The sequence below is a fragment of the Salmonella enterica subsp. diarizonae genome, from assembly GCF_008692785.1.
GTDB lineage: Bacteria > Pseudomonadota > Gammaproteobacteria > Enterobacterales > Enterobacteriaceae > Salmonella > Salmonella diarizonae.
Window position 1 is genome coordinate 344023 of sequence record NZ_VXJV01000006.1, and the last position, 22439, is coordinate 366461.

At 50.5% G+C, this 22439-nt stretch carries 23 protein-coding genes and 5 tRNA genes; 3 read left to right on the top strand and 25 right to left on the bottom strand.

Features of this window, described 5'->3' with window-relative positions:
• Positions 1-18 precede the first annotated feature (18 nt).
• From chbG to chbC, 4 genes are read right to left on the bottom strand one after another with little or no spacing between them, the layout of a single operon-like run.
• Positions 19-765, bottom strand: coding sequence for a chitin disaccharide deacetylase (chbG, locus tag F4V72_RS14740; RefSeq protein ID WP_079817489.1), 747 nt, complete (start codon positions 763-765; stop codon positions 19-21).
• A gap of 15 nt (positions 766-780) precedes the next feature.
• The gene (locus F4V72_RS14745; RefSeq protein ID WP_070801865.1) at positions 781-2133 is read right to left on the bottom strand and encodes a 6-phospho-beta-glucosidase; all 1353 of its coding nucleotides are present in this window, start codon (positions 2131-2133) and stop codon (positions 781-783) included.
• On the bottom strand, positions 2130-2957 hold the full coding sequence (gene chbR, locus F4V72_RS14750; protein ID WP_023248202.1) for a transcriptional regulator ChbR: 828 nt from the start codon (positions 2955-2957) through the stop codon (positions 2130-2132). The genes F4V72_RS14745 and chbR overlap by 4 nt, the downstream gene beginning before the upstream one ends.
• A 12-nt stretch (positions 2958-2969) precedes the next feature.
• Positions 2970-4328 carry a PTS N,N'-diacetylchitobiose transporter subunit IIC gene (gene chbC / locus F4V72_RS14755; RefSeq protein WP_023248203.1) on the bottom strand — a complete coding sequence of 453 codons (1359 nt, stop codon included), beginning with the start codon at positions 4326-4328 and terminating at the stop codon, positions 2970-2972.
• A gap of 466 nt (positions 4329-4794) precedes the next feature.
• Between chbC and gpmA the strand changes: the two genes are divergently transcribed.
• Positions 4795-5547 carry a 2,3-diphosphoglycerate-dependent phosphoglycerate mutase gene (gene gpmA, locus F4V72_RS14760; RefSeq protein ID WP_023248204.1) on the top strand — a complete coding sequence of 251 codons (753 nt, stop codon included), beginning with the start codon at positions 4795-4797 and terminating at the stop codon, positions 5545-5547.
• Positions 5548-5617: 70 nt separating this feature from the next.
• Here the strand turns inward: gpmA and F4V72_RS14765 are convergent, their stop codons facing one another.
• The 3 genes from F4V72_RS14765 to aroG form a co-directional block, all read right to left on the bottom strand.
• Positions 5618-6394: an ABC transporter ATP-binding protein gene (locus tag F4V72_RS14765; protein WP_023248205.1), complete on the bottom strand. Its 777-nt coding sequence runs from the start codon at positions 6392-6394 to the stop codon at positions 5618-5620.
• The gene (locus F4V72_RS14770) at positions 6394-7473 is read right to left on the bottom strand and encodes a FecCD family ABC transporter permease (RefSeq protein WP_023248206.1); all 1080 of its coding nucleotides are present in this window, start codon (positions 7471-7473) and stop codon (positions 6394-6396) included. The genes F4V72_RS14765 and F4V72_RS14770 overlap by 1 nt, the downstream gene beginning before the upstream one ends.
• A 152-nt stretch (positions 7474-7625) precedes the next feature.
• Entirely contained in the window at positions 7626-8678 is a 1053-nt protein-coding gene (gene aroG, locus F4V72_RS14775) for a 3-deoxy-7-phosphoheptulonate synthase AroG (RefSeq protein ID WP_053510131.1), read from the bottom strand.
• 319 nt (positions 8679-8997) lie between these two features.
• Between aroG and F4V72_RS14780 the strand changes: the two genes are divergently transcribed.
• Positions 8998-9384, top strand: coding sequence for a YbgS-like family protein (locus F4V72_RS14780; protein ID WP_023248207.1), 387 nt, complete (start codon positions 8998-9000; stop codon positions 9382-9384).
• 110 nt (positions 9385-9494) lie between these two features.
• On the top strand, positions 9495-10433 hold the full coding sequence (zitB, locus tag F4V72_RS14785; RefSeq protein ID WP_085347537.1) for a CDF family zinc transporter ZitB: 939 nt from the start codon (positions 9495-9497) through the stop codon (positions 10431-10433).
• Here the strand turns inward: zitB and pnuC are convergent.
• The 18 genes from pnuC to cydA all read right to left on the bottom strand — a co-directional run bounded on the left by pnuC (position 10430) and on the right by cydA (position 22416).
• On the bottom strand, positions 10430-11149 hold the full coding sequence (gene pnuC / locus F4V72_RS14790; RefSeq protein ID WP_053529649.1) for a nicotinamide riboside transporter PnuC: 720 nt from the start codon (positions 11147-11149) through the stop codon (positions 10430-10432). The genes zitB and pnuC overlap by 4 nt on opposite strands.
• Positions 11150-11173: 24 nt before the next feature.
• Positions 11174-12217, bottom strand: coding sequence for a quinolinate synthase NadA (gene nadA, locus F4V72_RS14795; protein ID WP_053529648.1), 1044 nt, complete (start codon positions 12215-12217; stop codon positions 11174-11176).
• Positions 12218-12609: 392 nt separating this feature from the next.
• Positions 12610-12685 (bottom strand) — tRNA-Lys (locus F4V72_RS14800).
• Between the two features lie 135 nt (positions 12686-12820).
• Positions 12821-12896 (bottom strand) — tRNA-Lys (locus F4V72_RS14805).
• Between the two features lie 43 nt (positions 12897-12939).
• Positions 12940-13015, bottom strand: a tRNA-Lys gene (locus tag F4V72_RS14810).
• Positions 13016-13018: 3 nt separating this feature from the next.
• A tRNA-Val gene (locus tag F4V72_RS14815) sits at positions 13019-13094 on the bottom strand.
• A gap of 136 nt (positions 13095-13230) precedes the next feature.
• Positions 13231-13306, bottom strand: a tRNA-Lys gene (locus tag F4V72_RS14820).
• A 164-nt stretch (positions 13307-13470) separates the two neighbouring features.
• Positions 13471-14259, bottom strand: a complete 789-nt coding sequence (gene cpoB / locus F4V72_RS14825; RefSeq protein WP_023247151.1) for a cell division protein CpoB — start codon at positions 14257-14259, stop codon at positions 13471-13473.
• Positions 14260-14268: 9 nt separating this feature from the next.
• The gene (gene pal, locus F4V72_RS14830) at positions 14269-14793 is read right to left on the bottom strand and encodes a peptidoglycan-associated lipoprotein Pal (protein WP_001176621.1); all 525 of its coding nucleotides are present in this window, start codon (positions 14791-14793) and stop codon (positions 14269-14271) included.
• A 34-nt stretch (positions 14794-14827) separates the two neighbouring features.
• Positions 14828-16120, bottom strand: a complete 1293-nt coding sequence (gene tolB, locus F4V72_RS14835) for a Tol-Pal system beta propeller repeat protein TolB (RefSeq protein WP_136058619.1) — start codon at positions 16118-16120, stop codon at positions 14828-14830.
• A gap of 123 nt (positions 16121-16243) precedes the next feature.
• Positions 16244-17407, bottom strand: coding sequence for a cell envelope integrity protein TolA (gene tolA, locus F4V72_RS14840; protein WP_053510183.1), 1164 nt, complete (start codon positions 17405-17407; stop codon positions 16244-16246).
• 64 nt (positions 17408-17471) lie between these two features.
• Positions 17472-17900, bottom strand: coding sequence for a colicin uptake protein TolR (gene tolR, locus F4V72_RS14845; RefSeq protein ID WP_023247154.1), 429 nt, complete (start codon positions 17898-17900; stop codon positions 17472-17474).
• A 3-nt stretch (positions 17901-17903) separates the two neighbouring features.
• Positions 17904-18596 carry a Tol-Pal system protein TolQ gene (gene tolQ, locus F4V72_RS14850; protein WP_000131318.1) on the bottom strand — a complete coding sequence of 231 codons (693 nt, stop codon included), beginning with the start codon at positions 18594-18596 and terminating at the stop codon, positions 17904-17906.
• Positions 18593-18997 (bottom strand): tol-pal system-associated acyl-CoA thioesterase, encoded by a 405-nt coding sequence (ybgC, locus tag F4V72_RS14855; RefSeq protein ID WP_023247155.1) that lies wholly within the window; start codon positions 18995-18997, stop codon positions 18593-18595. Before ybgC ends, tolQ begins: the two co-directional genes overlap by 4 nt.
• 274 nt (positions 18998-19271) lie before the next feature.
• Positions 19272-19565 carry a cyd operon protein YbgE gene (gene ybgE / locus F4V72_RS14860; protein ID WP_053510185.1) on the bottom strand — a complete coding sequence of 98 codons (294 nt, stop codon included), beginning with the start codon at positions 19563-19565 and terminating at the stop codon, positions 19272-19274.
• On the bottom strand, positions 19565-19678 hold the full coding sequence (gene cydX, locus F4V72_RS14865; protein ID WP_000270278.1) for a cytochrome bd-I oxidase subunit CydX: 114 nt from the start codon (positions 19676-19678) through the stop codon (positions 19565-19567). The genes ybgE and cydX overlap by 1 nt, the downstream gene beginning before the upstream one ends.
• A 14-nt stretch (positions 19679-19692) precedes the next feature.
• Positions 19693-20832, bottom strand: coding sequence for a cytochrome d ubiquinol oxidase subunit II (cydB, locus tag F4V72_RS14870; RefSeq protein WP_000568255.1), 1140 nt, complete (start codon positions 20830-20832; stop codon positions 19693-19695).
• 15 nt (positions 20833-20847) lie between these two features.
• On the bottom strand, positions 20848-22416 hold the full coding sequence (gene cydA / locus F4V72_RS14875) for a cytochrome ubiquinol oxidase subunit I (RefSeq protein ID WP_000884369.1): 1569 nt from the start codon (positions 22414-22416) through the stop codon (positions 20848-20850).
• Positions 22417-22439: the final 23 nt, after the last annotated feature.

The window sequence follows — 22439 nt, forward strand, 5'->3', positions numbered from 1 at the left end:
AATCCGCCGGGCTATTTATTACAGATCGTTGTAGGTTCCCAGGCGGAAACCTTGCGCCAGAATATCTTGTTTCAACGTCGCTGACGTCAGCACGTCCAGCTCATCCAATCGCGGATAACAATAGCTGCTTTGCAGAGCAATTTTATCGATAAATCCCGGGTGGCACATCAGCTCAACGGACTGTTCTTTCCCTGTTGCTGCGCGTGTCAAAGCCGCAAGAATAAAATGGGCTGAGACATTCTCTGCATAAAAATTGCTGATAAAGTTATCAACGCCTTTTACGCCTTGCGTAGAAATAGCATGCTGTCGATCGAGACGCAACGGAAGTCCGGTTTCTCCCGCAAATCGTACAACATGCTTCCAGACCTGGGGAATAAAATGCGCATGGTGATGGCTATCAATATGCGTAGGCGCTCGTCCAAAGAGCCGGACAAAACCTTCATACTGCCTGTGTAATTCAGTCACTAGTTCATCATCCTGAATTTTCCCTTGTGCGGCGGCCTGCCAGAGCCATTTCCCCAGCATACCTTCTCTTTCCAGCGAAGGCATACTGGACAATGGCGCGCCAAAACTGAGAACAAAATGCAACCCCACGCCAAGCAAAGGAAAATCGGCGCTAATTGCTGCCGCATGTTCAATACCATCGGCATTCATCATAGCCGTTGTTGACGTAACCAACCCGTGACGATGCGCTTCAATAATGCCGTAATTTATGCCAGGACTTAAACCAAAATCATCGGCATTAACAATTAACAGTTTCGTCATTATTCTGACCTTCTATTAATGATCTCGCTGGCGAAGCAAGTTGATCGCATCAGCAAATTGAGGCAAATACGGCTGGTTAGCAAGCAGCATCTCCCGCGCCAATATTTCAGCGCCCTGATCTGAACCGACTAAAGGATTGAGATTGAGCGCCAGTAATACATCATCCATTCGTCCGCTCAAGGCCGCATTGGCGGTTGCAATTTCAAAAATTTTTATCGTGTAAATTAATCCTAAAACTTTCTCGTCAAAATGTGTGATGCGTGGATGCGGTGTAGCCCCATTCTTGCCTAACAGGCAGGTCATTTCTACGGACCAGTCCACAGGAATATTGTTGATATGACCATGATGAGGCACGTTAATATAATGTTCCGTTTGTTTATCATTATAAATTGCATTGATAACCTCACACGCCGCATCGGAATAATAAGAACCACCACGAGATTCCAGTTCCGCAGGCTTACTATTCTGTTCAGGCTTTTTATAAATCCCGAATAGCTGTTTTTCCAATTTCTGTACAACCTGCGCACGAACACTGCCTTTGTAATACTCTCCCATTTCTATTGCCAGCATTTCTTTAGATTTAAAATAATAAAGTAGATAGGAGCATGGCAGTAAATTGAGCGAACGCAGTAGCCCTCCACTAAATGGCAGGCTAAATATGTTTTTAACCGAACTGCCGCTTATAGTACCGGATGTTACCAGATTCATTACCTCAGCAAAACGTGACTGCCCGTTTACCCAAATATTGCCGATAAATACTAAATGATTGAGGCCAAACAGATCGATAGAAAGAGAGTCTTCTTTTGTTAATGACAGAAGGTCCTCAATGAGCATCCGCATCCCTACCGGGACGTTGCAGACGCCAATAAAACGTTTGAAACGAGTATGTCGATAGACGGCTTCTGTTACCATTCCGGCAGGGTTGGTGAAATTAATAATCCACGCCTGAGGACAAATCTGCTGGACATCTTTCACAATATCAAAAATAACGGGAATGGTGCGTAACCCTTTAAATAACCCGCCCGCACCATTAGTCTCTTGCCCAAGATAACCATGTGCCAGTGGGATACGCTCATCCTGCTCACGCGCCTTTAGCTGACCAACCCGGAATTGTGTTGTGACGAAATCCGCATCCTTTAACGCTTCCTGTCGATTTAAACTTTTATAAATCGCTATCGGCACTCCCGCCTGTGCGACCATACGTTGGCAAAGCGCAAAAATAATATCGAGTTTTTCGCTACCTTCTTCGATATCCACCAGCCATAACTCACTGACAGGTAACTCATCATAGCGTTTAATAAATCCATCAAGAAGTTCAGGAGTGTAACTACTTCCTCCTCCAATAGTCACTACTTTTAATTTTTTCATATATACTCCTGCTGTGAGCTCGCCAATTTCCGTCGGTAATTGCCTGGGGTGAATGAGGTCATTTTCTTAAAGTTATTGATAAAAATTCCAGGACTACTAAATCCGGCCTCAAAAGCAATATCAGCAACCGAAAAATTAGTGGTCTCCAGTTGTTTTTTACAATAGTTGATCCGAATAGCATTTATTATCTGACCGGGCGTCTTGTGATAATAACGATTAGTAGCCCGTGTAAGATAAGATTGCGTTTTCCCGGAAAGCCTTACCATATTATTCAACGCATCATCGGAAAACATTGATTTTTTGTGCATGTCGCTGACGAGTTGTTTTAGCCAGCCGGGTATTGCATCCGACCGTGAATTATCCTCATAATGCTGCAAACGATTGACGATATAAAAAGTGAGTAATTTATTGAACTCATCACATTCTCGTTGATGAATATCCATTGTTGATAAGGTCTGCTCTATAAAAGTTAAGAAAGCATTAGACATTGCATAAGGCTGAGACGCCACAAAACATGACGGGAGTATCGCCAGATAGTGTTCATCAAAATAGCGTCTACCTACCCCCATATTTAATATTCGCGTAACTCCATAGTCATAAAACGTTTGATGGTAAGACCCTACCGGGATAAAGACAAAATCACCACGTTCCAGCATTACACGTTTACCATTTATCTCCTGACTACAGCTTCCTGTCAGAACTAGCGTAAATTCATAGTAGTCATGCTGATGCAGTCCACTCACACTCTCCGTTTTGTCCAAAATAAAGAAATAAAAATCTTTACCTTTTAAAAACTGGCTTTCATGTACCGTGTTGATTTCCATGTTCACACCTCATCAAAATTTTAAGGCATTGGCGATATCTTCTTCGCTCTCATCCTCATCAATAATGTTTTGTGCTTTATTGGCAATAATGACAAAAGGGAGATAAATTAAGGTCGCTATGGCAAGGTTCACTAATGCCATAATGAGTGCAGCGATACTGCCGTTAGAATTGAAGAATGCCCCCAGCCCTACTGGCATTGTCCACGGCGCAAAATTTGTAGAGGGTGGAATAATACCTACTGAATAGACTAATAATGTGATACCAGCCAGAATAGGCTGAATGAGTACGAAGGGAATCATTAACGCCGGATTCATGATAATGGGCAGGCCAAACAGAATCGGCTCATTAATATTAAACAGTCCGGAGGGTAATGCCATCTTAGCTACCTGCCGATAGTCAGCACGGCGTGAGGCGATAAAAATAGCGAAAATCAGACTCAACGTTGCACCAGTCCCGCCGAGATAGACGTAAGACTCCAACATTGGCCCGGTCCAGAAATGAAAGGTTTTACCCGCAGCCAGCGCTGCGTCGATAGAACCATACTCAGTATAGGTCGCCATATTTTCCATTCCCCATGGGCCCAGAATTCCACTATTGAGCGCAGTTAATGCCAGTCCTCCATGTACGCCAAAAAACCACAGTAAGGCATTAAATATCACATATGCCCATCCAACGATGCTACCGAGCGACGCTAGTGGTGTCGCAATCGAATTCATAATCACCTGATGAAAATGGGTGCCAGCCAACGACAGCCCCCATGCAATCAGTCCCATCATGAAAAGAATAATAAAACCTGGGATTAATGCCGTAAATGAGCGCGAAACCGATTCCGGTACGCTGTCAGGTAATTTGATAACCCAGTTCTGACGGATAATAAAAGTGAATATCTCAGCAACGACCAGACCAATAATAATACCCGATATAATATTTGCGCCGCCAAGCCAGTTTGCGCCAATAGCGCTAACATCTCCTACTGTAAACGGCGTAACCGTCATAAAAGAGGCAATCGATAATAAGCCGGCAGCGAGCGCATCCACTTTACGCTCTTCAGCCAACGCCATGCCAATAAAAAATGGCGTCATCAATGACATTATTCCCAACGTTCCATTATATACGCTACTGCCTATAACTTTTAGTTGTTCCAGTGATGCAAGAGTATTCGCATCCAGGCGAATACCCATAGACCAGAAAAATGATCCTTCACCAAAATTCAACAAAACATTATTTATCAGAACAAATATCGCTCCAACAAGCGTTAATGGCATTAGCCTGATAAAACCATTTTTAATAGCGTTAACATGTATCTGTTTACCCAGCGTTACCGCAACAGGTAAAATCACCCTTTCCAGAGAACTTATTGCGCCAGACATAATGAATACCCTCAAATGGAACACTTGATATGGAAAAAATGTAAATCTCTTTGACGGATAAAAACACAAACTGAATATTTCTCTCTGAATGACAAACAGGATACATGAGGCCCCTAAAAGGCAGTAATGAGCCAGATCCATAAATTCTTTTTCATTGACCTTTTGACATGACGATTTTCACATTTCAGGGAATTAAGTAGAAGTGCTAAGCCAATGAGCAAGGTGAGAGAATCTTCGCGAATAGCTTGTTTAGTCACCAATAGCGGCAAGATTTAATTTGGTCTGATGACCTGGGTTATGCCTGATGGATTCTCACTCTTAGTACCTAAACACAACCTCTCATTAACACATACCTTACACTCAAGCCCAATTTTCGCTATTGTATAAGGATAAGCGTTGCCGCTGATGCATTACGGCAATATAATGAGAATTATTATCATTACATATGATTTATAGGAGTGAGAGTATGGCTGTAACTAAGCTGGTTCTGGTACGTCACGGTGAAAGTCAATGGAACAAAGAGAACCGTTTCACCGGCTGGTATGATGTTGACCTGTCTGAAAAAGGCGTAAGCGAAGCAAAAGCAGCAGGTAAACTGCTAAAAGAAGAAGGTTTCAGCTTTGATTTTGCCTACACTTCCGTACTGAAACGCGCTATCCATACGCTGTGGAACGTACTGGATGAACTGGATCAGGCGTGGCTGCCGGTGGAAAAATCCTGGAAACTCAATGAACGTCACTATGGCGCATTGCAGGGGCTGAATAAAGCGGAAACGGCAGAAAAATATGGTGACGAGCAGGTTAAGCAGTGGCGCCGCGGTTTTGCCGTGACGCCACCGGAACTGACCAAAGATGATGAGCGTTATCCGGGTCACGATCCACGTTATGCCAAACTGAGCGAGAAAGAACTGCCGCTGACCGAAAGCCTGGCGCTGACCATCGACCGCGTTATTCCTTACTGGAACGACACCATCCTGCCACGTATGAAGAGCGGTGAGCGCGTGATCATCGCAGCTCACGGTAACTCATTGCGTGCGCTGGTGAAATACCTGGATAACATGAGTGAAGATGAGATTCTTGAGTTAAACATCCCGACCGGCGTGCCGCTGGTATATGAGTTCGACGAAAACTTTACGCCGATAAAACGCTACTATCTGGGCAATGCTGACGAGATCGCAGCGAAAGCGGCTGCCGTGGCGAATCAGGGTAAAGCGAAGTAATCACGTTTGCCGTATCCGGCCTACGAGCAATGGGTAGGTCGGATAAGCGCAACGTCATCAGGCAACAGTCTTAAACATCGATCACTCCGTCAAGCACCACCTGTAATCTGCCCTGCGAACAGCGCTCCACGCGTCCTCGTACCCGGTACACTTCAGCCAGACGTTCCGCGGTAATCACCGTCTCCGGCGCGCCGCTGGCGACCAGCCTGCCGTCTTTTAGCATCAGTACATGTTCACCATGACGCAGTGCAATATTAATGTCATGCACCACGACTATCGTCACCCTATTTTGCGCCTGGGTATCCCGACGCACGAGATCCATTACGTGAAACTGATAGTTTAAATCCAGCGCGCTGAACGGCTCATCCAGTAACAGCAGTTCAGGGCAACGAATCAGCGATTGTGCCAGACCAACTAACTGCCGCTGACCGCCGGAAAGCTGGTCGAGATACTGCAACGCCAGGTGCGTTATGCCTAATTGCTCAAGGATAGCCAGTATCTGCGCCCTGTCCTGCGCATCGCCTCTGCCGCCTGATGCCCGCTGCGCCACGATAATCGACTCCAGTACATGCAGATGCACACCCTGCGGTAAGGACTGCGGCAAAAACACGACCTTCTGCGCCCGCTCGGCAAACGATAACGACATAAGATCCTCGCCATCAAGTCGCGCCTCGCCGTCGGCGTTATTCAGCCCGGCCAGCGAACGTAGTAACGTCGATTTACCACAGCCGTTCGGCCCCAGCAAAACGGTAATTTTCCCGCGCGGCAGTAAGGGAACGTTGAGATCTGCAATAACCGGCTGAGTGGAATAGCCGGCGCTAAATGACCGGAGCATTAACCCACGCATCAGAGACTCCCCCGATGTCGCAATACAATGCTTAAAAAGAACGGAACCCCGACCAGCGAGGTGACAATCCCCACCGGCACCATTACGCCCGGAACACTATTTTTCGCCACAATAGAGGCCAGCGATAACACCAGCCCGCCGATCAGCGCGCTGCCCGGAAGGTAGAAACGGTGATCTTCCCCCAAAAGTATTCGCGCGATATGCGGCGCAACGAGACCAATAAAACCAATCGGCCCGACGAAAGCTACCGCCAGCGCTGATAACAAGCTGATACGCAACAATGACAGCAGACGTAAACGGCGGACATGAATCCCAAAGCTCAGCGCCCTCTCTTCGCCCAGACGTAATGCCGTTAGTTGCCAGGCGCTTCGTAACGACCCAAAAAGCACAGCAATAAACACAACGGCCAGTACGCCCAATTTTTCCCACGACGCACGGACCAGGCTCCCCATCGTCCAGAATACCAGCCCCTGCAGCGTATCTTCATCAGCCACAAACTGCATAATGGCGACCAATGCGTTAAAGGTGAATACCAGCGCAATACCGAACAATACTACCCCGGATGCGGCGACGCCTGTCCAACGGGTAATACCGTCCAGGAGTAACGCGGACAAAAGCGCAAAGATGAACGCATTGGCCGGGATAAACCAGGCGGCAGGAATACCGGGAATACCGAGCCCCAGCACAATCGCCAGCGCAGCGCCAAAAGCCGCGGCGGACGATACGCCGAGGGTAAACGGCGTTGCCAGCGGATTATTTAAAATGGTTTGCATTTCGGCACCCGCCAGCCCTAGCGCCATGCCCACCAGCAGCGCCATCAGGGCGTAGGGTAAGCGAATATCCCAGACAATAACGTGTACGCCCGCATTCACCTTTTCCGGCTGGAAAAGCGCCTGCCACAGCGCGCTGAGCGGTAAACCAGAAGACCCACAGGTTACATCCACCATCAGTGAAGCCATCATCGCCAGCGCAATAGCTAACATGAGCACGGCCCTTTTGCGGATGATCTGGCGATAACGCGGAATGACTGGCGTGGAAGCGAGACTGGGCGCTAAAAGTGATTTGTCCTGACAGGTCATGGTTCGGGCTACGTTATTAATCAGAGGAGAATTATAGCGCCGAATGATTTCGTTATATATTTATTTATATTTCGAGTAATGACACGGTGGGCTATCTCATCTGTCTCCGATAAAAAACCGGCCTTGCAGGCCGGTTTAACACGTAATGAAGATTAACCACGGCGGGCTTTTACCGCTGCCGACAACTGACGTAGCAGCGCATCGGTATCTTCCCAGCCAATGCAGGCGTCAGTAATGCTTTTACCGTAGGTCAGCGGCTGACCGCTTTCCAGGCTCTGGTTTCCTTCTACCAGATGACTCTCTACCATCACGCCAATAATCGCTTTTTCACCGCCCGCTATCTGCTGGCAGACATCGGCACAAACCTCCATCTGTTTTTGAAATTGCTTACAGGAGTTAGCATGGCTGAAATCAATCATGACCTGCGGCGTCAGTCCCGCTTTGGTGAGGCCTTCTTTCACCTCCGCAACATGCTGCGCGCTATAGTTTGGCGCTTTACCGCCGCGCAGAATGATATGGCAGTCGCCGTTGCCGCTGGTATTCACAATCGCTGAATGACCCCATTTAGTGACGGAGAGGAAGCAGTGCGGCGCACCGGCGGCGTTGATCGCGTCAATCGCGACTTTAATCGTGCCATCAGTACCATTTTTAAAGCCGACCGGACAAGAGAGGCCGGACGCCAGTTCGCGATGAACCTGGGATTCAGTAGTCCGCGCGCCAATGGCGCCCCAGCTCATCAGATCGGCCAGATATTGCGGCGTGATCATATCGAGGAATTCACCGGCGGCAGGAAGACCGCTGTCATTAATATCCAGCAGCAGTTTGCGCGCAATACGCAGACCGTCGTTAATCTGGAAGCTGTTATCCATGTGCGGATCGTTAATCAGCCCTTTCCAGCCGACGGTGGTACGCGGTTTCTCAAAATAGACGCGCATGACAATTTCAAGCTCGCCTTTAAGCTCATCGCGTAGCGCCAGCAAACGGGCGGCATACTCTTTCGCCGCTGCCGGATCATGAATTGAACAAGGACCAATCACCACCAGCAGACGATCGTCATTGCCTTTGAGTATTTTATGGATGGCTTTGCGCGCGTGGGCAACGGTATTTGCTGCATTTTCCGTTGCGGGAAACTTTTCCAGCAGCGCGACCGGAGGTAATAACTCGTTGATTTCTTTAATGCGTAAATCGTCGTTCTGATAATTCATGTTTATTCCAGTGTTGCCGTACTTATCCCAATGAATGCAATCCCTCCAATCTATCTCTTCAATTAAATAGTGTAAACGGGCTTTTACACTTTGAACGGAATAATCCTGGAATTCAGGAAAAAAACGCACAAATGTAGCGAAAAATGGGATCTAACCTACAATTTTTAACTGTAACCACTCTGTTTATGAATTATTGCAAGATTCTCTGCTGCGTTACCAGGCGGCGGCGAAAGCTTTTTATCCCTTATTTGAGGATTTGACTGACACGTGCACTGTTGGAAGAGGTTATCCGACATATCCACCATAACAGGAGCATCTTATGAAAATGACAAAACTGACTACGCTTTTACTCACCGCTACCCTCGGCCTTGCCAGCGGCGCAGCGTTAGCTGCTGAATCTAACGCGCAGTCCAGTAATGGCCAGGCGAACTCGGCGGCAAATGCCGGCCAGGTTGCCCCGGACGCCCGCCAGAATGTGGCGCCGAATGATGTGAATAACAACGACATCAATACCAACGGCAATACTAACAGTACGATGCAGCATCCTGACGGTTCAACCATGAATCATGACGGAATGACCAAGGAAGAAGAGCATAAAAATACCATGTGTAAAGACGGTCGCTGCCCGGATATTAATAAAAAAGTGGAAACCGGTAATGGCGTCAATAATGACGTGAATACCAAAACCGACGGTACCACACAGTAATTCAGAAAAAAGTCTGATAACGGGAGAGCTTTCGCTCTCCTTTTTATTTTGTCAGCGAAAAATCAGTATGATGTCTACAGTATTGATGAGAATAACAAAGGAATGACGTTATGGCGCACTCACACTCTCATGCCGATTCACACCTGCCGAAAGATAATAATGCTCGTCGCCTGCTTTTTGCCTTTATCGTCACCGCCGGATTTATGCTCATTGAGGTGGTGGGCGGGATACTCTCCGGCTCGCTGGCGTTGTTGGCGGATGCGGGACATATGCTCACCGACGCGGCGGCCCTTCTCTTTGCGCTGCTGGCGGTTCAGTTTTCCCGTCGCCCCCCGACGGTTCGCCACACTTTTGGCTGGCTAAGACTCACCACTCTGGCGGCCTTTGTGAATGCCATTGCGTTGGTGGTCATTACCCTCCTTATTGTCTGGGAAGCGATAGAGCGCTTTTACACGCCACGTCCGGTGGCAGGCAGTCTGATGATGGTGATTGCGGTCGCGGGTCTGCTGGCGAACCTGTTTGCGTTCTGGATTCTTCATCGGGGAAGCGATGAAAAAAACCTGAACGTTCGCGCTGCCGCGCTACATGTGATGGGCGATTTGCTGGGCTCCGTCGGCGCAATAGCCGCTGCGCTGATTATTATCTGGACCGGCTGGACGCCAGCGGACCCGATTCTCTCTATTCTGGTTTCGGTACTGGTGCTACGCAGCGCCTGGCGTTTGTTAAAAGATAGCGTCAACGAATTGCTGGAAGGCGCGCCGGTTTCACTGGATATTAATGCCTTACAGCGCCATTTAAGCCGGGAAATCCCCGAAGTTCGCAACGTACACCACGTGCATGTCTGGATGGTCGGCGAAAAACCGGTCATGACATTGCACGCTCAGGTCATTCCGCCGCACAACCATGATGCGCTGCTGGAACGTATCCAGGATTTCCTGATGCACGAATACCATATTGCGCACGCTACAATTCAGATGGAGTATCAAGTGTGTCACGGCCCGGACTGCCATCTGAATCAGATGGCATCCGGGCATGTTCATCACCATTAAGGGGAAAGCGCGCGCGATCCTCGCTCCCGCGCGCTGTTTATCCACATGCGGCTACCGTTCACGGCGATAAATGTCAGGATCAGATACTCCAGCGACATCGCATAGACGCCCTGCAAAGCAAAAATCACCACGCTGATCACGTTGATTATCACCCACAGTAGCCAGTTTTCGACATATTTGCGTGTCATCAGAATCATCGCCGCGATAGACAGCACCATCATGCAGGAGTCCCAAAACGGGAAGGCGTCCGGTTGCAGTATGGGCATTGTCACCTGTAACCCCAGCATCTGCATAATGGCGACGGCCACTCGCGTCAGGACGGCGAATACGGGATCGATATATCGCGTCATCAAACCGATGGCTATCACACATATCGCCAGCCATGCCATTGCTTTTGACAACGGCAGCCAGCGGATTTTAAGCTCGGCTTCATTATCATTTGTTTGCCGCGACCACGCATACCAGCCATAAATATTGGCGGCAAAGAAAAAGAGTTGCAGCAACAGACTGGCATAGAGCTGGATCTGAAAGAAAATAATCGCAAACAGGGTGACGTTAACCAGCCCAAAAAAGTAGTTGCTGATCTTCTCCAGACTGGCAAGCCAAATACAGAGCAGGCCGGCGATGGTTCCTACCGCTTCGATCCACGAAAGATCGTAACCGCCGGTGCCGATCGGAATATGAACCAGTATGTTGTGCGTACTAAAAAAATCCATTCTCTCCCCCCAAGATTTCCGTTTTTATGCCCGAAGTGTAGCCGCAAAATCCAGCATCCGGTTGAGGGGCAGTAATGCGCCCTCGCGTTGCGCCGTATCAACCTGTATCTCATGCGCTGCGCCTCCCTGCTCCAGCCCTTCAGCGATGGCTTTCAGGCCATTCATCGCCATCCACGGACAGTGCGCGCAACTACGGCAGGTCGCCCCCTCGCCAGCCGTAGGTGCTTCAAGCAACTCTTTTTCAGGCACCGTCTGCTGCATTTTGTAAAAAATGCCGCGATCGGTCGCCACAATAAGCTGTCTGTGCGGCAGCGTTTTTGCCGCCTTAATGAGCTGACTAGTTGAGCCCACCGCATCGGCCATCTCGACAATGGACTGCGGCGATTCAGGATGAACCAGAATAGCGGCATCGGGATAGATTTTTTTTAAACGGGTCAACGCCTGGGTTTTAAACTCATCATGTACAATACACGCCCCTTGCCAGCACAGTACATCGGCCCCGGTCTGTTTTTGCACATAATTCCCCAGGTGTCTGTCCGGCGCCCAGATAATTTTTTCCCCCAAACTATCCAGATACTCAATCAGTTCTACGGCAATACTGGAGGTCACAACCCAGTCTGCACGCGCTTTAACAGCAGCCGAGGTGTTAGCATAGACCACTACGGTTCTGTCAGGATGGGCATCACAAAAAGCGCTAAATTCGTCTATTGGGCAGCCTAAATCCAGCGAACATTCCGCCGCCAGGGTAGGCATAAGAATAGTTTTTTCCGGGCTGAGAATTTTGGCGGTTTCCCCCATAAACCGTACGCCTGCTACCAGCAGCGTGGATGCGGCGTGCTTCGCGCCGAAACGGGCCATTTCCAGCGAGTCGGAAACACACCCACCTGTTTCTTCAGCAAGTTGTTGAATTTCCGGATCGGTATAATAATGCGCCACCATCACCGCATCCCGTTCGCTGAGGAGTCGTTTGATTTTCTCACGATAAAATTGCTTTTCCTCAACGCTTAACGGCGCTGGCTTTAGCGGAAACGGATAGATTGCGGCTTGTGGGTCAAACATTACGCTCATCGTGGCTTCTCGTTTTACTGGCTTAACGAAACAACCGAATGAAAGCGCAATAAACGCTACAATCGGTTAATTTGTTTTATATGCTAAACAAGATAGCCGATCAAATAAGGAAAGTCACAATAATTACGTAGCCCGTGTCTGATGGCGGCGTAACGTCTTATCTGGCCTACGTGAGCGGTACCGTCTGTAGGCCTGATAAGCGCAGCGCATCAGGCAAGACCCAAACCTGCTGCAGGTTCGAATCTTCCATATTGCAGATAGCAAAAAGGCGCCTTTAGGGCGCCTTTTTACATTGGTGGGTCGTGCAGGATGACTCGGCTTCGCCTCGCCCTACGGGCCGTTGCTGGCGCAACGTTATCCTTCACGCTCAACATCTGAGTTTGATGTTAAATTGGTGGGTCGTGCAGGATTCGAACCTGCGACCAATTGATTAAAAGTCAACTGCTCTACCAACTGAGCTAACGACCCCTTAGATAAGGGTTACTGCTTCAATCATTCAGGATGGTGGGTCGTGCAGGATGATTCGGCTTCGCCTCGCCCTTCGGCGCCGTTGCTAAAGCAACGTTATCCTTCACGTTCTCTACCAGTTACCACCTTGTATATTGGTGGGTCGTGCAGGATTCGAACCTGCGACCAATTGATTAAAAGTCAACTGCTCTACCAACTGAGCTAACGACCCATACGGGTGCTGCCTGAAAGATTTTACTCGGACCATCTAAAGATGGTGGGTCGTGCAGGATTCGAACCTGCGACCAATTGATTAAAAGTCAACTGCTCTACCAACTGAGCTAACGACCCGAGTGGTGGGTGATGACGGGATCGAACCGCCGACCCCCTCCTTGTAAGGGAGGTGCTCTCCCAGCTGAGCTAATCACCCGATACTACGCTGGATATTACTGACTAACCGAAATTAGTGGTGGGTCGTGCAGGATGACTCGGCTTTGCCTCGCCCTACGGGCCGTTGCTGACGCAACGTTATCCTTCACGTTTTATTCTCGTTTCCACCGAACGATTGGTGGGTCGTGCAGGATTCGAACCTGCGACCAATTGATTAAAAGTCAACTGCTCTACCAACTGAGCTAACGACCCACTTTTACGTTGCTTTCGAGTTGTTTAATATCCCGTGGCAACGGCGGCATATATTACTGATTTCAGATTTGAGCGCAACAAAAATTTCGACGCAAGGGGCTCAACTGCTTAGGAATCGCACGACGCGACCAGAAAAAAGGCGTTTTCTGGTCGCATGGTACGCATTACATTGCGTTAAGACGCTTCTGCGCCTGTTTCGCGCCATCAGTGCCAGGATATTTGCTAATTACCTGCTGATAAACCGCTTTCGCTTTTGCCGTATCACCTTTGTCCTGCATGATAACGCCAACTTTGTACATCGCATCCGCAGCCTTCGGCGACTTAGGATAATTTTTCACTACCGAGGCGAAATAATAGGCAGCATCATCTTTTTTACCCTTGTTATAATTCAACTGGCCCAGCCAATAATTGGCGTTCGGCTGATAAGTAGAATCAGGGTATTTCTTGATGAAGTTCTGAAACGCCACAATCGCATCATCCTGGCGGGACTTATCCTGCACCAGCGCAATTGCCGCATTGTAATCGGTATTCGCATCGCCACTTTGTACCGGCACCCCGGAGGTTGCCGTACCGGCATCCGGGGCGGGGGTCGTAGCGGTTGCCGCCCCGCTCTGGTCGCCGGCCGCAGGCTGCGCTGCGCCGCCATTATTCAAGTTCCCTAGCTGCAGCATGATTTGCTTCTGGCGCTCCATCACCTGATTCAGTTGATACTGATTTTCCTGGATTTGACCGCGCAAAGAATCGATATCGGACTGATTATCGGAGAGCTGTTGCTGAAGTTGGGTTAAAAGCTGGCTGTGAGCGTTAGAGATACGCTCAAGTTGAGTGACGCGGTCTTCGACCGAGCCTGAGCCGACACTACTGATTGGCGCCTGAGCAAAAGCGGCCCAGGGGGCCGCTATGCCAACCAGTAACGACAGACTCAACAGATGATGTCTGAAGTTACTGCTCATGCAATTCTCTTAGTAAACCAGTACAGCGCGACGGTTCTTAGCGTAAGCCGCTTCGTCGTGGCCCAGTACTGCAGGTTTTTCTTTACCGTAAGAAACGATGGAGATCTGGTCTGCTGAAACGCCTTTACCCTGCAGGTACATTTTAACGGCGTTAGCACGACGTTCGCCCAGGGAGATGTTGTACTCAGGCGTACCGCGTTCGTCCGCATGACCTTCTACGGTGACTTTGTAAGACGGATTGCTACGCAGGAAATTAGCGTGCGCGTCCAGCATTGCCGCGAAGTCAGAACGGATATCATACTTGTCCAGATCAAAGTAGACGATATTGTTCTGCTGCAGCTGCTGCATCTGCAGACGCGCTTGCTCTTCAGATGACATGTTGCCGTTACCGTTAGCGTCCATACCCGTGCCGGCACCGTTCAGCATGCCGCCTTCGCTACCGTCATTGCTGGCGTTCTTGTTAGAAGAACATGCCGCGATTGCCATAACAGGCAGGGCAATCATCAGGCCCTTCAGCACTTTGTTCAGTTGCATTTCTTTAATTCCTTTAGTAATCAATTAATTATTATCACAGATACGGCGACCAGGCAGGCGATTTCACCTGACCATCAGTTGCCGGAAGACGCGCTTTGAAACGCCCATCTGTAGAAACCAAATTCAGCACAGATCCCATCCCCTGAGAAGAGCTGTAGATTACCATCGTGCCGTTAGGTGCCAGACTTGGCGTTTCATCCAGGAACGTTGACGACAGAACCTGTACGCCACCCGTCACCAGATCTTGTTTGGCAATGTGCTGCTGCCCGTTATTTGAGCTTACCATTACCATAAATTTACCGTCGCTGCTGACATCCGCATCCTGGTTTTGCGAACCTTCCCAGGTAATACGCTGCACCGCACCGCCGTTAATGTTCATTTTATACACTTGCGGACGTCCAGCCTGGTCAGAGGTAAAGGCCAGAGTCTGGCTGTCAGGGAACCAGGTCGGCTCCGTATTGTTGCTACGCCCGTCCGTTATCTGACGAATCTGGCCGGAGGCGAGATCCATGATATACAGGTTCAGACTCCCGGTTTTCGATAACGCGAACGCCAGTTTCGTCCCATCCGGCGAGAAGGCCGGCGCGCCGTTGTGACGCGGGAAGGACGCAACCTGACGTACTGCGCCGTTTGCCAGCGTCTGGATAACCAGCGCGGAGCGGCCGCTTTCAAAAGTCACGTAAGCCAGTTTTGAGCCGTCCGGAGACCACGCCGGAGACATCAACGGCTGCGGAGAACGGTGCACCACGAACTGATTGTAGCCATCGTAATCTGACACGCGCAGTTCATACGGGAACTGACCGCCGTTAGTTTGCACCACGTAGGCGATACGGGTACGGAACGCGCCCTTAATACCCGTCAGTTTTTCAAAAACTTCGTCACTGGCGGTATGGCCTGCATAACGCAGCCACTGCTTGTTCACTTTATAAGAGTTTTGCGCCAGTACAGTACCCGGCGCGCCACCAGTGTCAACCAGTTGATAGGCGACATTGTAGGAACCGTCCGGATTCGGCGTCACCTGCCCAACGACGACGGCGTCAATACCCAGCGCAGACCATGCGGCAGGCTGAACTTCCTGAGCGGTGGCTGGCTGCTGCGGCAGTCGGGACCGGTCTAACGGATTAAATTTACCGCTGTTGCGTAAATCTGCCGCCACGATGCCGCCGATATCTTCAGGCGCAGCACCCGGCCCGGCCCATTTAAAAGGCACAACGCCAATCGGGCGCGCCGAGTCCACCCCCTGGGTGATCTCGATATGGACTTCTGCGTGCAGCACCGCCGCCCACAGCATCAGAAAACCAAATGCTACTCGTAATGCCTGCTTCATCATATCTCCCATACCTGGACCTGTGGCCCACGATAATTTAGCAGAATGTTAACAAACTCAAATACACAAAACCACCAGGACCAGTAACAACTCAACCGCTCCAACTTCCATAGAGGAAAGTATCTACAGTTTAAAGTCTAGTTTGGCATCCTTTATTTTCTCATAAACAGCCTGGCTTGGCGGTTTAGGAATTTTCGCGGTTTTTGCCGCCATTAACGCCGCCTGACAAAGCGCCGGATCGCCGCCCTCAGACGTAATGCTTTTTAATGAGCCATCCGGCGCCAGGCTTATATGCAAGACACATTGTTTGCCCTGGTACAGACTCGCATCATACAGACGGCTCTGAATCGCGACCTGAATCTGTTTCGCGTAGGCGCTGATATCAGCGCCTGTCGCCCCACCGTTAGCGCCCGATGTACCGCTATCTTTAGATGGCTGACCATTCCCTTTCGCGCCGCCACCGGTTTTCGGCGCATTCTTACCCGAGCTGAGATCGCCAAGCAGATCATCGACCCCCTCTGCGGCGGCCGCTTTTTCGGCAGCCGCTTTTTTAGCCGCTGCTTTATCCGCTGCGGCTTTCTTCTCTGCTGCCTTTTTATCCGCCGCGGCTTTCTCTGCGGCGGCCTTTTTGTCAGCCGCAACTTTTTCGGCGGCGGCTTTCTTCGCTGCCTCAGCCTGAGCCTGCTTCGCCGCCTCGGCTTCCGCTTTCTTCTTCGCATCCGCCGCTGCTTTCTGAGCCTCGGCCTCCGCTTTTTTCTTCGCGTCCGCCGCTGCTTTCTGAGCCGCTTCAGCCTCGGCTTGTTTCTTCGCATCGGCTACCGCTTTCGCTGCTTCAGCCTCAGCTTTCTTCTTCGCGTCCGCCGCTGCTTTCTGAGCCGCTTCTTCGGCCTGTTTCTGTTGCTGTTGCGCCAGTTTTGCCGCTTCTTCGGCCTGCTTTTGCTGCTCCTGAGCCGCTAAACGTTCCTTTTCAAGTTGTTTCAATCGCTCCTGTTCGGCAGCCTGCTTCTGCTGAAGCTCCTCTGCCTGCTGCTGTTGCAGCTTTTTACGCTCTTCTTCCGCGCGTCTGGCGCTGGCCTGTTGATCCTGCTGACGGTTGTACTGCTGCACAACGGCGCCAGGATCGACCATCACCGCGTCGATAGCGGAACCACCGCCGCCGCCGGCAGAAGTCTCTATATGCTCATCAAACGAACTCCAGATCAGCACTGCAAATAAGATGATATGCAGCACGGCTGAAATCATTATCGCCCGTTTGAGCTTGTCGTTTTGTTCGGTTGCCTTTGACACTCTCGGTTCCCAAAAAACTGTTCGCCTGTTACTCGCCGTCTTTCAAGCCAGCGGGACGCAGACTTCAGATTGGCTGCGTCATTAAGCCAACCGATTTTACGCCCGCGCTGTGTAACAAGTTCAGCGCTTTAATTATTTCATCGTACGGCACCTCTTTCGCGCCGCCGATTAAAAAGACTGTTTTCGGATTAGCCTGCAGGTGACGCTTTGCTTCTGCGATCACCTGTTCAGACGGCAGTTGATCCATTCGCTCTTTATCAACCACTACGCTGTATTGCCCTACTCCGGAAACCTCAATAATGACCGGTGGATCGTCGTTACTACTGACCGCCTGCGACTGATTCGCCTCCGGCAGATCGACTTCCACGCTCTGGGTAATAATCGGCGCGGTTGCCATAAAGATCAGCAGCAGCACCAACAGTACGTCGAGCAGCGGTACAATATTGATTTCGGACTTAAGTTCGCGACGACCTCGTCCACGCGTTCTGGCCATGGCTTACCCCTTGTTGCTTTCGCTTACGGTAAACGCCTGGCGGTGCAGAATCGCGGTGAACTCTTCCATAAAGTTGTCGTAATTCAGTTCCAGCTTGTTCACGCGCTGATTCAGTCGGTTGTAAGCCATAACCGCAGGAATGGCGGCAAACAGACCAATCGCCGTGGCAATCAATGCTTCTGCAATACCCGGCGCAACCATTTGCAGAGTCGCCTGTTTCACCGCCCCCAGGGCGATAAACGCATGCATAATCCCCCATACGGTGCCAAACAGACCGATATAAGGACTGATAGAGCCTACCGTGCCAAGAAACGGAATATGAGTTTCCAGCGTTTCCAGCTCTCGATTCATGGAGATACGCATCGCACGCGACGCCCCTTCTACCACTGCCTCCGGCGCATGGCTGTTGGCGCGATGGAGCCGGACAAACTCTTTGAAACCGCTATAAAAGATTTGTTCCGAGCCCGACAGACTATCGCGTCTCCCCTGGCTTTCCTGATACAGGCGCGATAGTTCGATTCCGGACCAAAATTTATCTTCAAACGCTTCCGCCTCACGCGCAGCGGCGTTCAGAATACGCGTTCGCTGGATAATGATGGCCCAGGATGCTATTGAAAAACCAATCAAAATCAACATGATAAGTTTAACCAGAAGGCTTGCCTTCAGGAACAAATCAAGGATATTCATGTCAGTCACTGCTTAAACTCCGCGACAATAGACTTAGGAAGCGCACGAGGCTTCATTTTGAGTGGATCAACGCAAACAATCAGAACCTCTGCTTCATTTAGCAGCGTGTTCTCTGCGTTGACAATGCGTTGCGTGAAAACCAAAGCGGTGCCACGCATTGACGTAATTTCTGTTTGAACTTCAAGCATATCGTCGAGCCGCGCAGGCGCATAGTATTCCAGCGTCATCCTGCGCACCACAAAGGCGACCCGCTCCGCCAGCAGCACCTGTTGGCTGAAGTGGTGGTGACGCAGCATCTCCGTGCGCGCTCTTTCATAAAAAGCGACATAACTGGCGTGATAAACTACACCGCCGGCGTCCGTGTCTTCGTAATAAACCCGAATCGGCCATCGAAACATATACTTATTCATTCCTGTTGCCTCTTTGTTAGCTTCATCCGCTCACCGCAGGTACTTATTCTTATAAGTTCCTGGTGGTTCGCGCACTCGCCGCCGCAATGCTTCAAGAATGCCCTTGTATATCGCGTTGTATTCACTTTACATCCCGGTAATGCAACAAAAGTAGAGCTTTTAAACGTTGCTACTATACGCGTGGGAATGAGGCTTGGGAATGGGGGAAAGTTAAGGGAGAGTAAAAATATATGGGCTTATGCAAGCCCCTATATTTTTAAGGAGGTTTTCTTATTCACAAGAAGAAGAAAATCAGGCCGACGATGAGGACGATATCCGCAAGCAGCGGACAAAAAATCCCTTGCCAGTGTACGGATTCAAGGCAAAAACCCACGCCGTGGATTATGCCTGCGCAAACCGCCCACATCAGCAATAATCCGTGCCAGATTTCAAGCGTGCTGGTCCTCGCAGCAAATCGTGACGGGTCCCAGAACATACATCCTGCCAGCACTATCGCCATCACGAAGGAAAGCGCCCTTAACGGGCGCTTGTCCATTACCGCATACAGTTTTGCGATAATAGGGGTCATTAGCTTTCTTCTTGACCGGTTTTACCCGCTTCAACGTGCTCAAGCGCCAGGGCGGTAATGATCCCGAATGCACAGGCAAGAAGCGTTCCCAGAATCCATGCGAAATACCACATTTTAAGCTCCTTACTTAGTACAAAGAGTGGGTATTGCTTTCAATATGTTCTTTGGTGATACGACCGAACATTTTCCAGTAACACCAACTGGTGTAGATCAGAATGATCGGTACGAACACCGCCGCAACCCAGGTCATCAGGTTCAGCGTCATCTGGCTGGATGTCGCATCCCACATGGTCAGGCTGGCATTCATCATCGTGCTGGACGGCATCACAAACGGGAACATAGCGATACCCGCCGTCAGAATAATGCAGGCCAGAGTCAGCGAAGAGAACAGGAATGCCCACGCGCCTTTCTCCATACGGGAAGTCAGGATAGTCAGCAGCGGCAGAACCACGCCCAGTGCCGGAATCAACCACAGGATCGGAGCATTATTAAAGTTCACCAGCCAGGCGCCGGCTTCACGCGCCACTTCTTTAGTTAGCGGGTTAGAGGCGGCATGATGGTCAATCGCGGATGTCACGACATAACCATCAATACCATACATTACCCAAACGCCCGCCAGCGCAAAGCACACTAATGTCACCAGCGCCGCAATCTGCGAGGTGGCGCGCGCGCGCAGGTGCAGTTCGCCAACGGTACGCATTTGCAGGTAAGTCGCCCCCTGCGTGATGATCATCCCTACGCTTACGATGCCCGCCAGCAGACCAAACGGGTTCAGCAACTGGAAGAAGTTACCGGTGTAGTACAGACGCAGATACTCATCTACGTGGAACGGTACGCCCTGCAACAGATTGCCAAAGGCCACGCCAATCACCAGCGGCGGCACAAAACTACCGATGAACACGCCCCAGTCCCACATGTTGCGCCAGCGCGGGTCTTCAATCTTAGAGCGGTAATCAAAACCGACTGGACGGAAGAACAAAGACGCCAGCACAAGGATCATCGCCACATAGAAACCGGAGAACGCCGCGGCGTAAACCATCGGCCAGGCGGCAAACAATGCGCCACCCGCCGTGATCAACCACACCTGGTTACCGTCCCAGTGCGGGGCGATAGAGTTAATCATAATTCGACGCTCGGTGTCGTTACGACCGAGGAAACGGGTGAGCATCCCCACCCCCATGTCGAACCCATCGGTGACGGCGAAACCAATTAGCAAAATGCCAACCAGCAGCCACCAGATAAAACGTAGTACTTCATAATCGATCATTTGACGACTCCTGTCTTAGCGTGCCGGCTGAGAAGTCACGGTGGACTGCTCAAAGTGATAGCGACCGGTTTTCAGGCTGCTTGGGCCAAGGCGTGCAAATTTGAACATCAGGAACAATTCTGCCACCAGGAACAGGGTATACAGGCCGCAAATCAGGAACATGGAGAACAGCAGATCGCCCACGGTCAGCGATGAGTTCGCCACGGCAGTCGGCAACACTTCGCCGATCGCCCACGGCTGACGACCATACTCGGCGACAAACCAACCTGCTTCAACCGCAATCCACGGCAGTGGAATACCGTACAGCGCCGCGCGCAGAAGCCATTTTTTCTCACCGATGCGGTTACGAATCACGCTCCAGAAGGAGAGCGCGATGATCGCCAGCAGCAGGAAGCCGCATGCCACCATGATACGGAAGGCGAAGTACAGCGGCGCAACGCGAGGAATGGAATCTTTCGTCGCTTGCTGAATCTGCGCTTCGGTCGCGTCAGTCACATTAGGCGTATAGCGTTTCAGCAACAGACCGTAACCGAGATCTTTCTTCATGCTGTTGAACTGGTCGCGAACAGCCTGGTCGGTAGAACCGGCACGCAGCTGTTCCAGCAGTTCATAGGCTTTCATCCCGTTACGGATACGCTCTTCATGCTGCACCATGAGGTCTTTCAGGCCAATAACCGGCGTGTCCACGGAACGCGTAGCGATAATGCCGAGCGCATAAGGGATCTGAATCGCCAGATGGTTTTCCTGTTTGTCCTGGTCAGGAATACCGAACAGGGTAAAGGAGGCCGGAGCAGGTTGCGTTTCCCATTCTGCTTCAATCGCAGCGAGCTTAGTTTTCTGCACGTCGCCCATTTCGTAACCGGATTCGTCGCCAAGTACGATAACGGACAGCACGGCAGCCATTCCGAAGCTGGCGGCAATAGCAAAGGAACGTTTAGCAAAGGCGAAGTCACGGCCTTTCAACATGTAGTAAGCGCTGATACCGAGGATGAACATCGCGCCGGTAACATAGCCGGACGCCACAGTGTGAACAAATTTCACCTGTGCTACCGGGTTCAGCACCAGCTCAGAGAAGCTCACCATTTCCATACGCATGGTTTCGAAATTGAAATCCGCAGCGATTGGGTTTTGCATCCAGCCGTTCGCTACCAGAATCCACAACGCGGAGAGGTTGGACCCCAGAGCCACCAGCCAGGTGACGCACATATGCTGAACTTTACTCAGACGATCCCAGCCGAAGAAGAACAGACCTACAAAGGTGGATTCGAGGAAGAAGGCCATTAAACCTTCGATTGCCAGCGGCGCACCGAAGATATCCCCAACATAGTGGGAGTAGTATGACCAGTTTGTCCCGAACTGGAACTCCATGGTCAAACCGGTAGCCACACCCAGAGCAAAGTTGATACCAAACAACTTGCCCCAGAACTTGGTCATATCTTTATAAATCTGTTTGCCGGAAAGGACGTATACCGTTTCCATAATGGCCAGCAGGAACGCCATACCGAGCGTTAGCGGCACAAACAGGAAGTGGTACATCGCGGTCAAGGCAAACTGTAAGCGCGACAGTTCGACTATATCTAACATCATGACTCCTTGCTCATCGCATG

Excerpts from the sequence above, each read along its gene's own strand:
- chbG (WP_079817489.1), bottom strand. The coding sequence starts at position 765 with ATGACGAAACTGTTAATTGTTAATGCCGATGATTTTGGTTTAAGTCCT.
- F4V72_RS14745 (WP_070801865.1), bottom strand. The coding sequence starts at position 2,133 with ATGAAAAAATTAAAAGTAGTGACTATTGGAGGAGGAAGTAGTTACACT.
- chbR (WP_023248202.1), bottom strand. The coding sequence starts at position 2,957 with ATGGAAATCAACACGGTACATGAAAGCCAGTTTTTAAAAGGTAAAGAT.
- chbC (WP_023248203.1), bottom strand. The coding sequence starts at position 4,328 with ATGTCTGGCGCAATAAGTTCTCTGGAAAGGGTGATTTTACCTGTTGCG.
- gpmA (WP_023248204.1), top strand. The coding sequence starts at position 4,795 with ATGGCTGTAACTAAGCTGGTTCTGGTACGTCACGGTGAAAGTCAATGG.
- F4V72_RS14765 (WP_023248205.1), bottom strand. The coding sequence starts at position 6,394 with ATGCGTGGGTTAATGCTCCGGTCATTTAGCGCCGGCTATTCCACTCAG.
- F4V72_RS14770 (WP_023248206.1), bottom strand. The coding sequence starts at position 7,473 with ATGACCTGTCAGGACAAATCACTTTTAGCGCCCAGTCTCGCTTCCACG.
- aroG (WP_053510131.1), bottom strand. The coding sequence starts at position 8,678 with ATGAATTATCAGAACGACGATTTACGCATTAAAGAAATCAACGAGTTA.
- F4V72_RS14780 (WP_023248207.1), top strand. The coding sequence starts at position 8,998 with ATGAAAATGACAAAACTGACTACGCTTTTACTCACCGCTACCCTCGGC.
- zitB (WP_085347537.1), top strand. The coding sequence starts at position 9,495 with ATGGCGCACTCACACTCTCATGCCGATTCACACCTGCCGAAAGATAAT.
- pnuC (WP_053529649.1), bottom strand. The coding sequence starts at position 11,149 with ATGGATTTTTTTAGTACGCACAACATACTGGTTCATATTCCGATCGGC.
- nadA (WP_053529648.1), bottom strand. The coding sequence starts at position 12,217 with ATGAGCGTAATGTTTGACCCACAAGCCGCAATCTATCCGTTTCCGCTA.
- cpoB (WP_023247151.1), bottom strand. The coding sequence starts at position 14,259 with ATGAGCAGTAACTTCAGACATCATCTGTTGAGTCTGTCGTTACTGGTT.
- pal (WP_001176621.1), bottom strand. The coding sequence starts at position 14,793 with ATGCAACTGAACAAAGTGCTGAAGGGCCTGATGATTGCCCTGCCTGTT.
- tolB (WP_136058619.1), bottom strand. The coding sequence starts at position 16,120 with ATGAAGCAGGCATTACGAGTAGCATTTGGTTTTCTGATGCTGTGGGCG.
- tolR (WP_023247154.1), bottom strand. The coding sequence starts at position 17,900 with ATGGCCAGAACGCGTGGACGAGGTCGTCGCGAACTTAAGTCCGAAATC.
- ybgC (WP_023247155.1), bottom strand. The coding sequence starts at position 18,997 with ATGAATAAGTATATGTTTCGATGGCCGATTCGGGTTTATTACGAAGAC.
- ybgE (WP_053510185.1), bottom strand. The coding sequence starts at position 19,565 with ATGACCCCTATTATCGCAAAACTGTATGCGGTAATGGACAAGCGCCCG.
- cydX (WP_000270278.1), bottom strand. The coding sequence starts at position 19,678 with ATGTGGTATTTCGCATGGATTCTGGGAACGCTTCTTGCCTGTGCATTC.
- cydB (WP_000568255.1), bottom strand. The coding sequence starts at position 20,832 with ATGATCGATTATGAAGTACTACGTTTTATCTGGTGGCTGCTGGTTGGC.
- cydA (WP_000884369.1), bottom strand. The coding sequence starts at position 22,416 with ATGTTAGATATAGTCGAACTGTCGCGCTTACAGTTTGCCTTGACCGCG.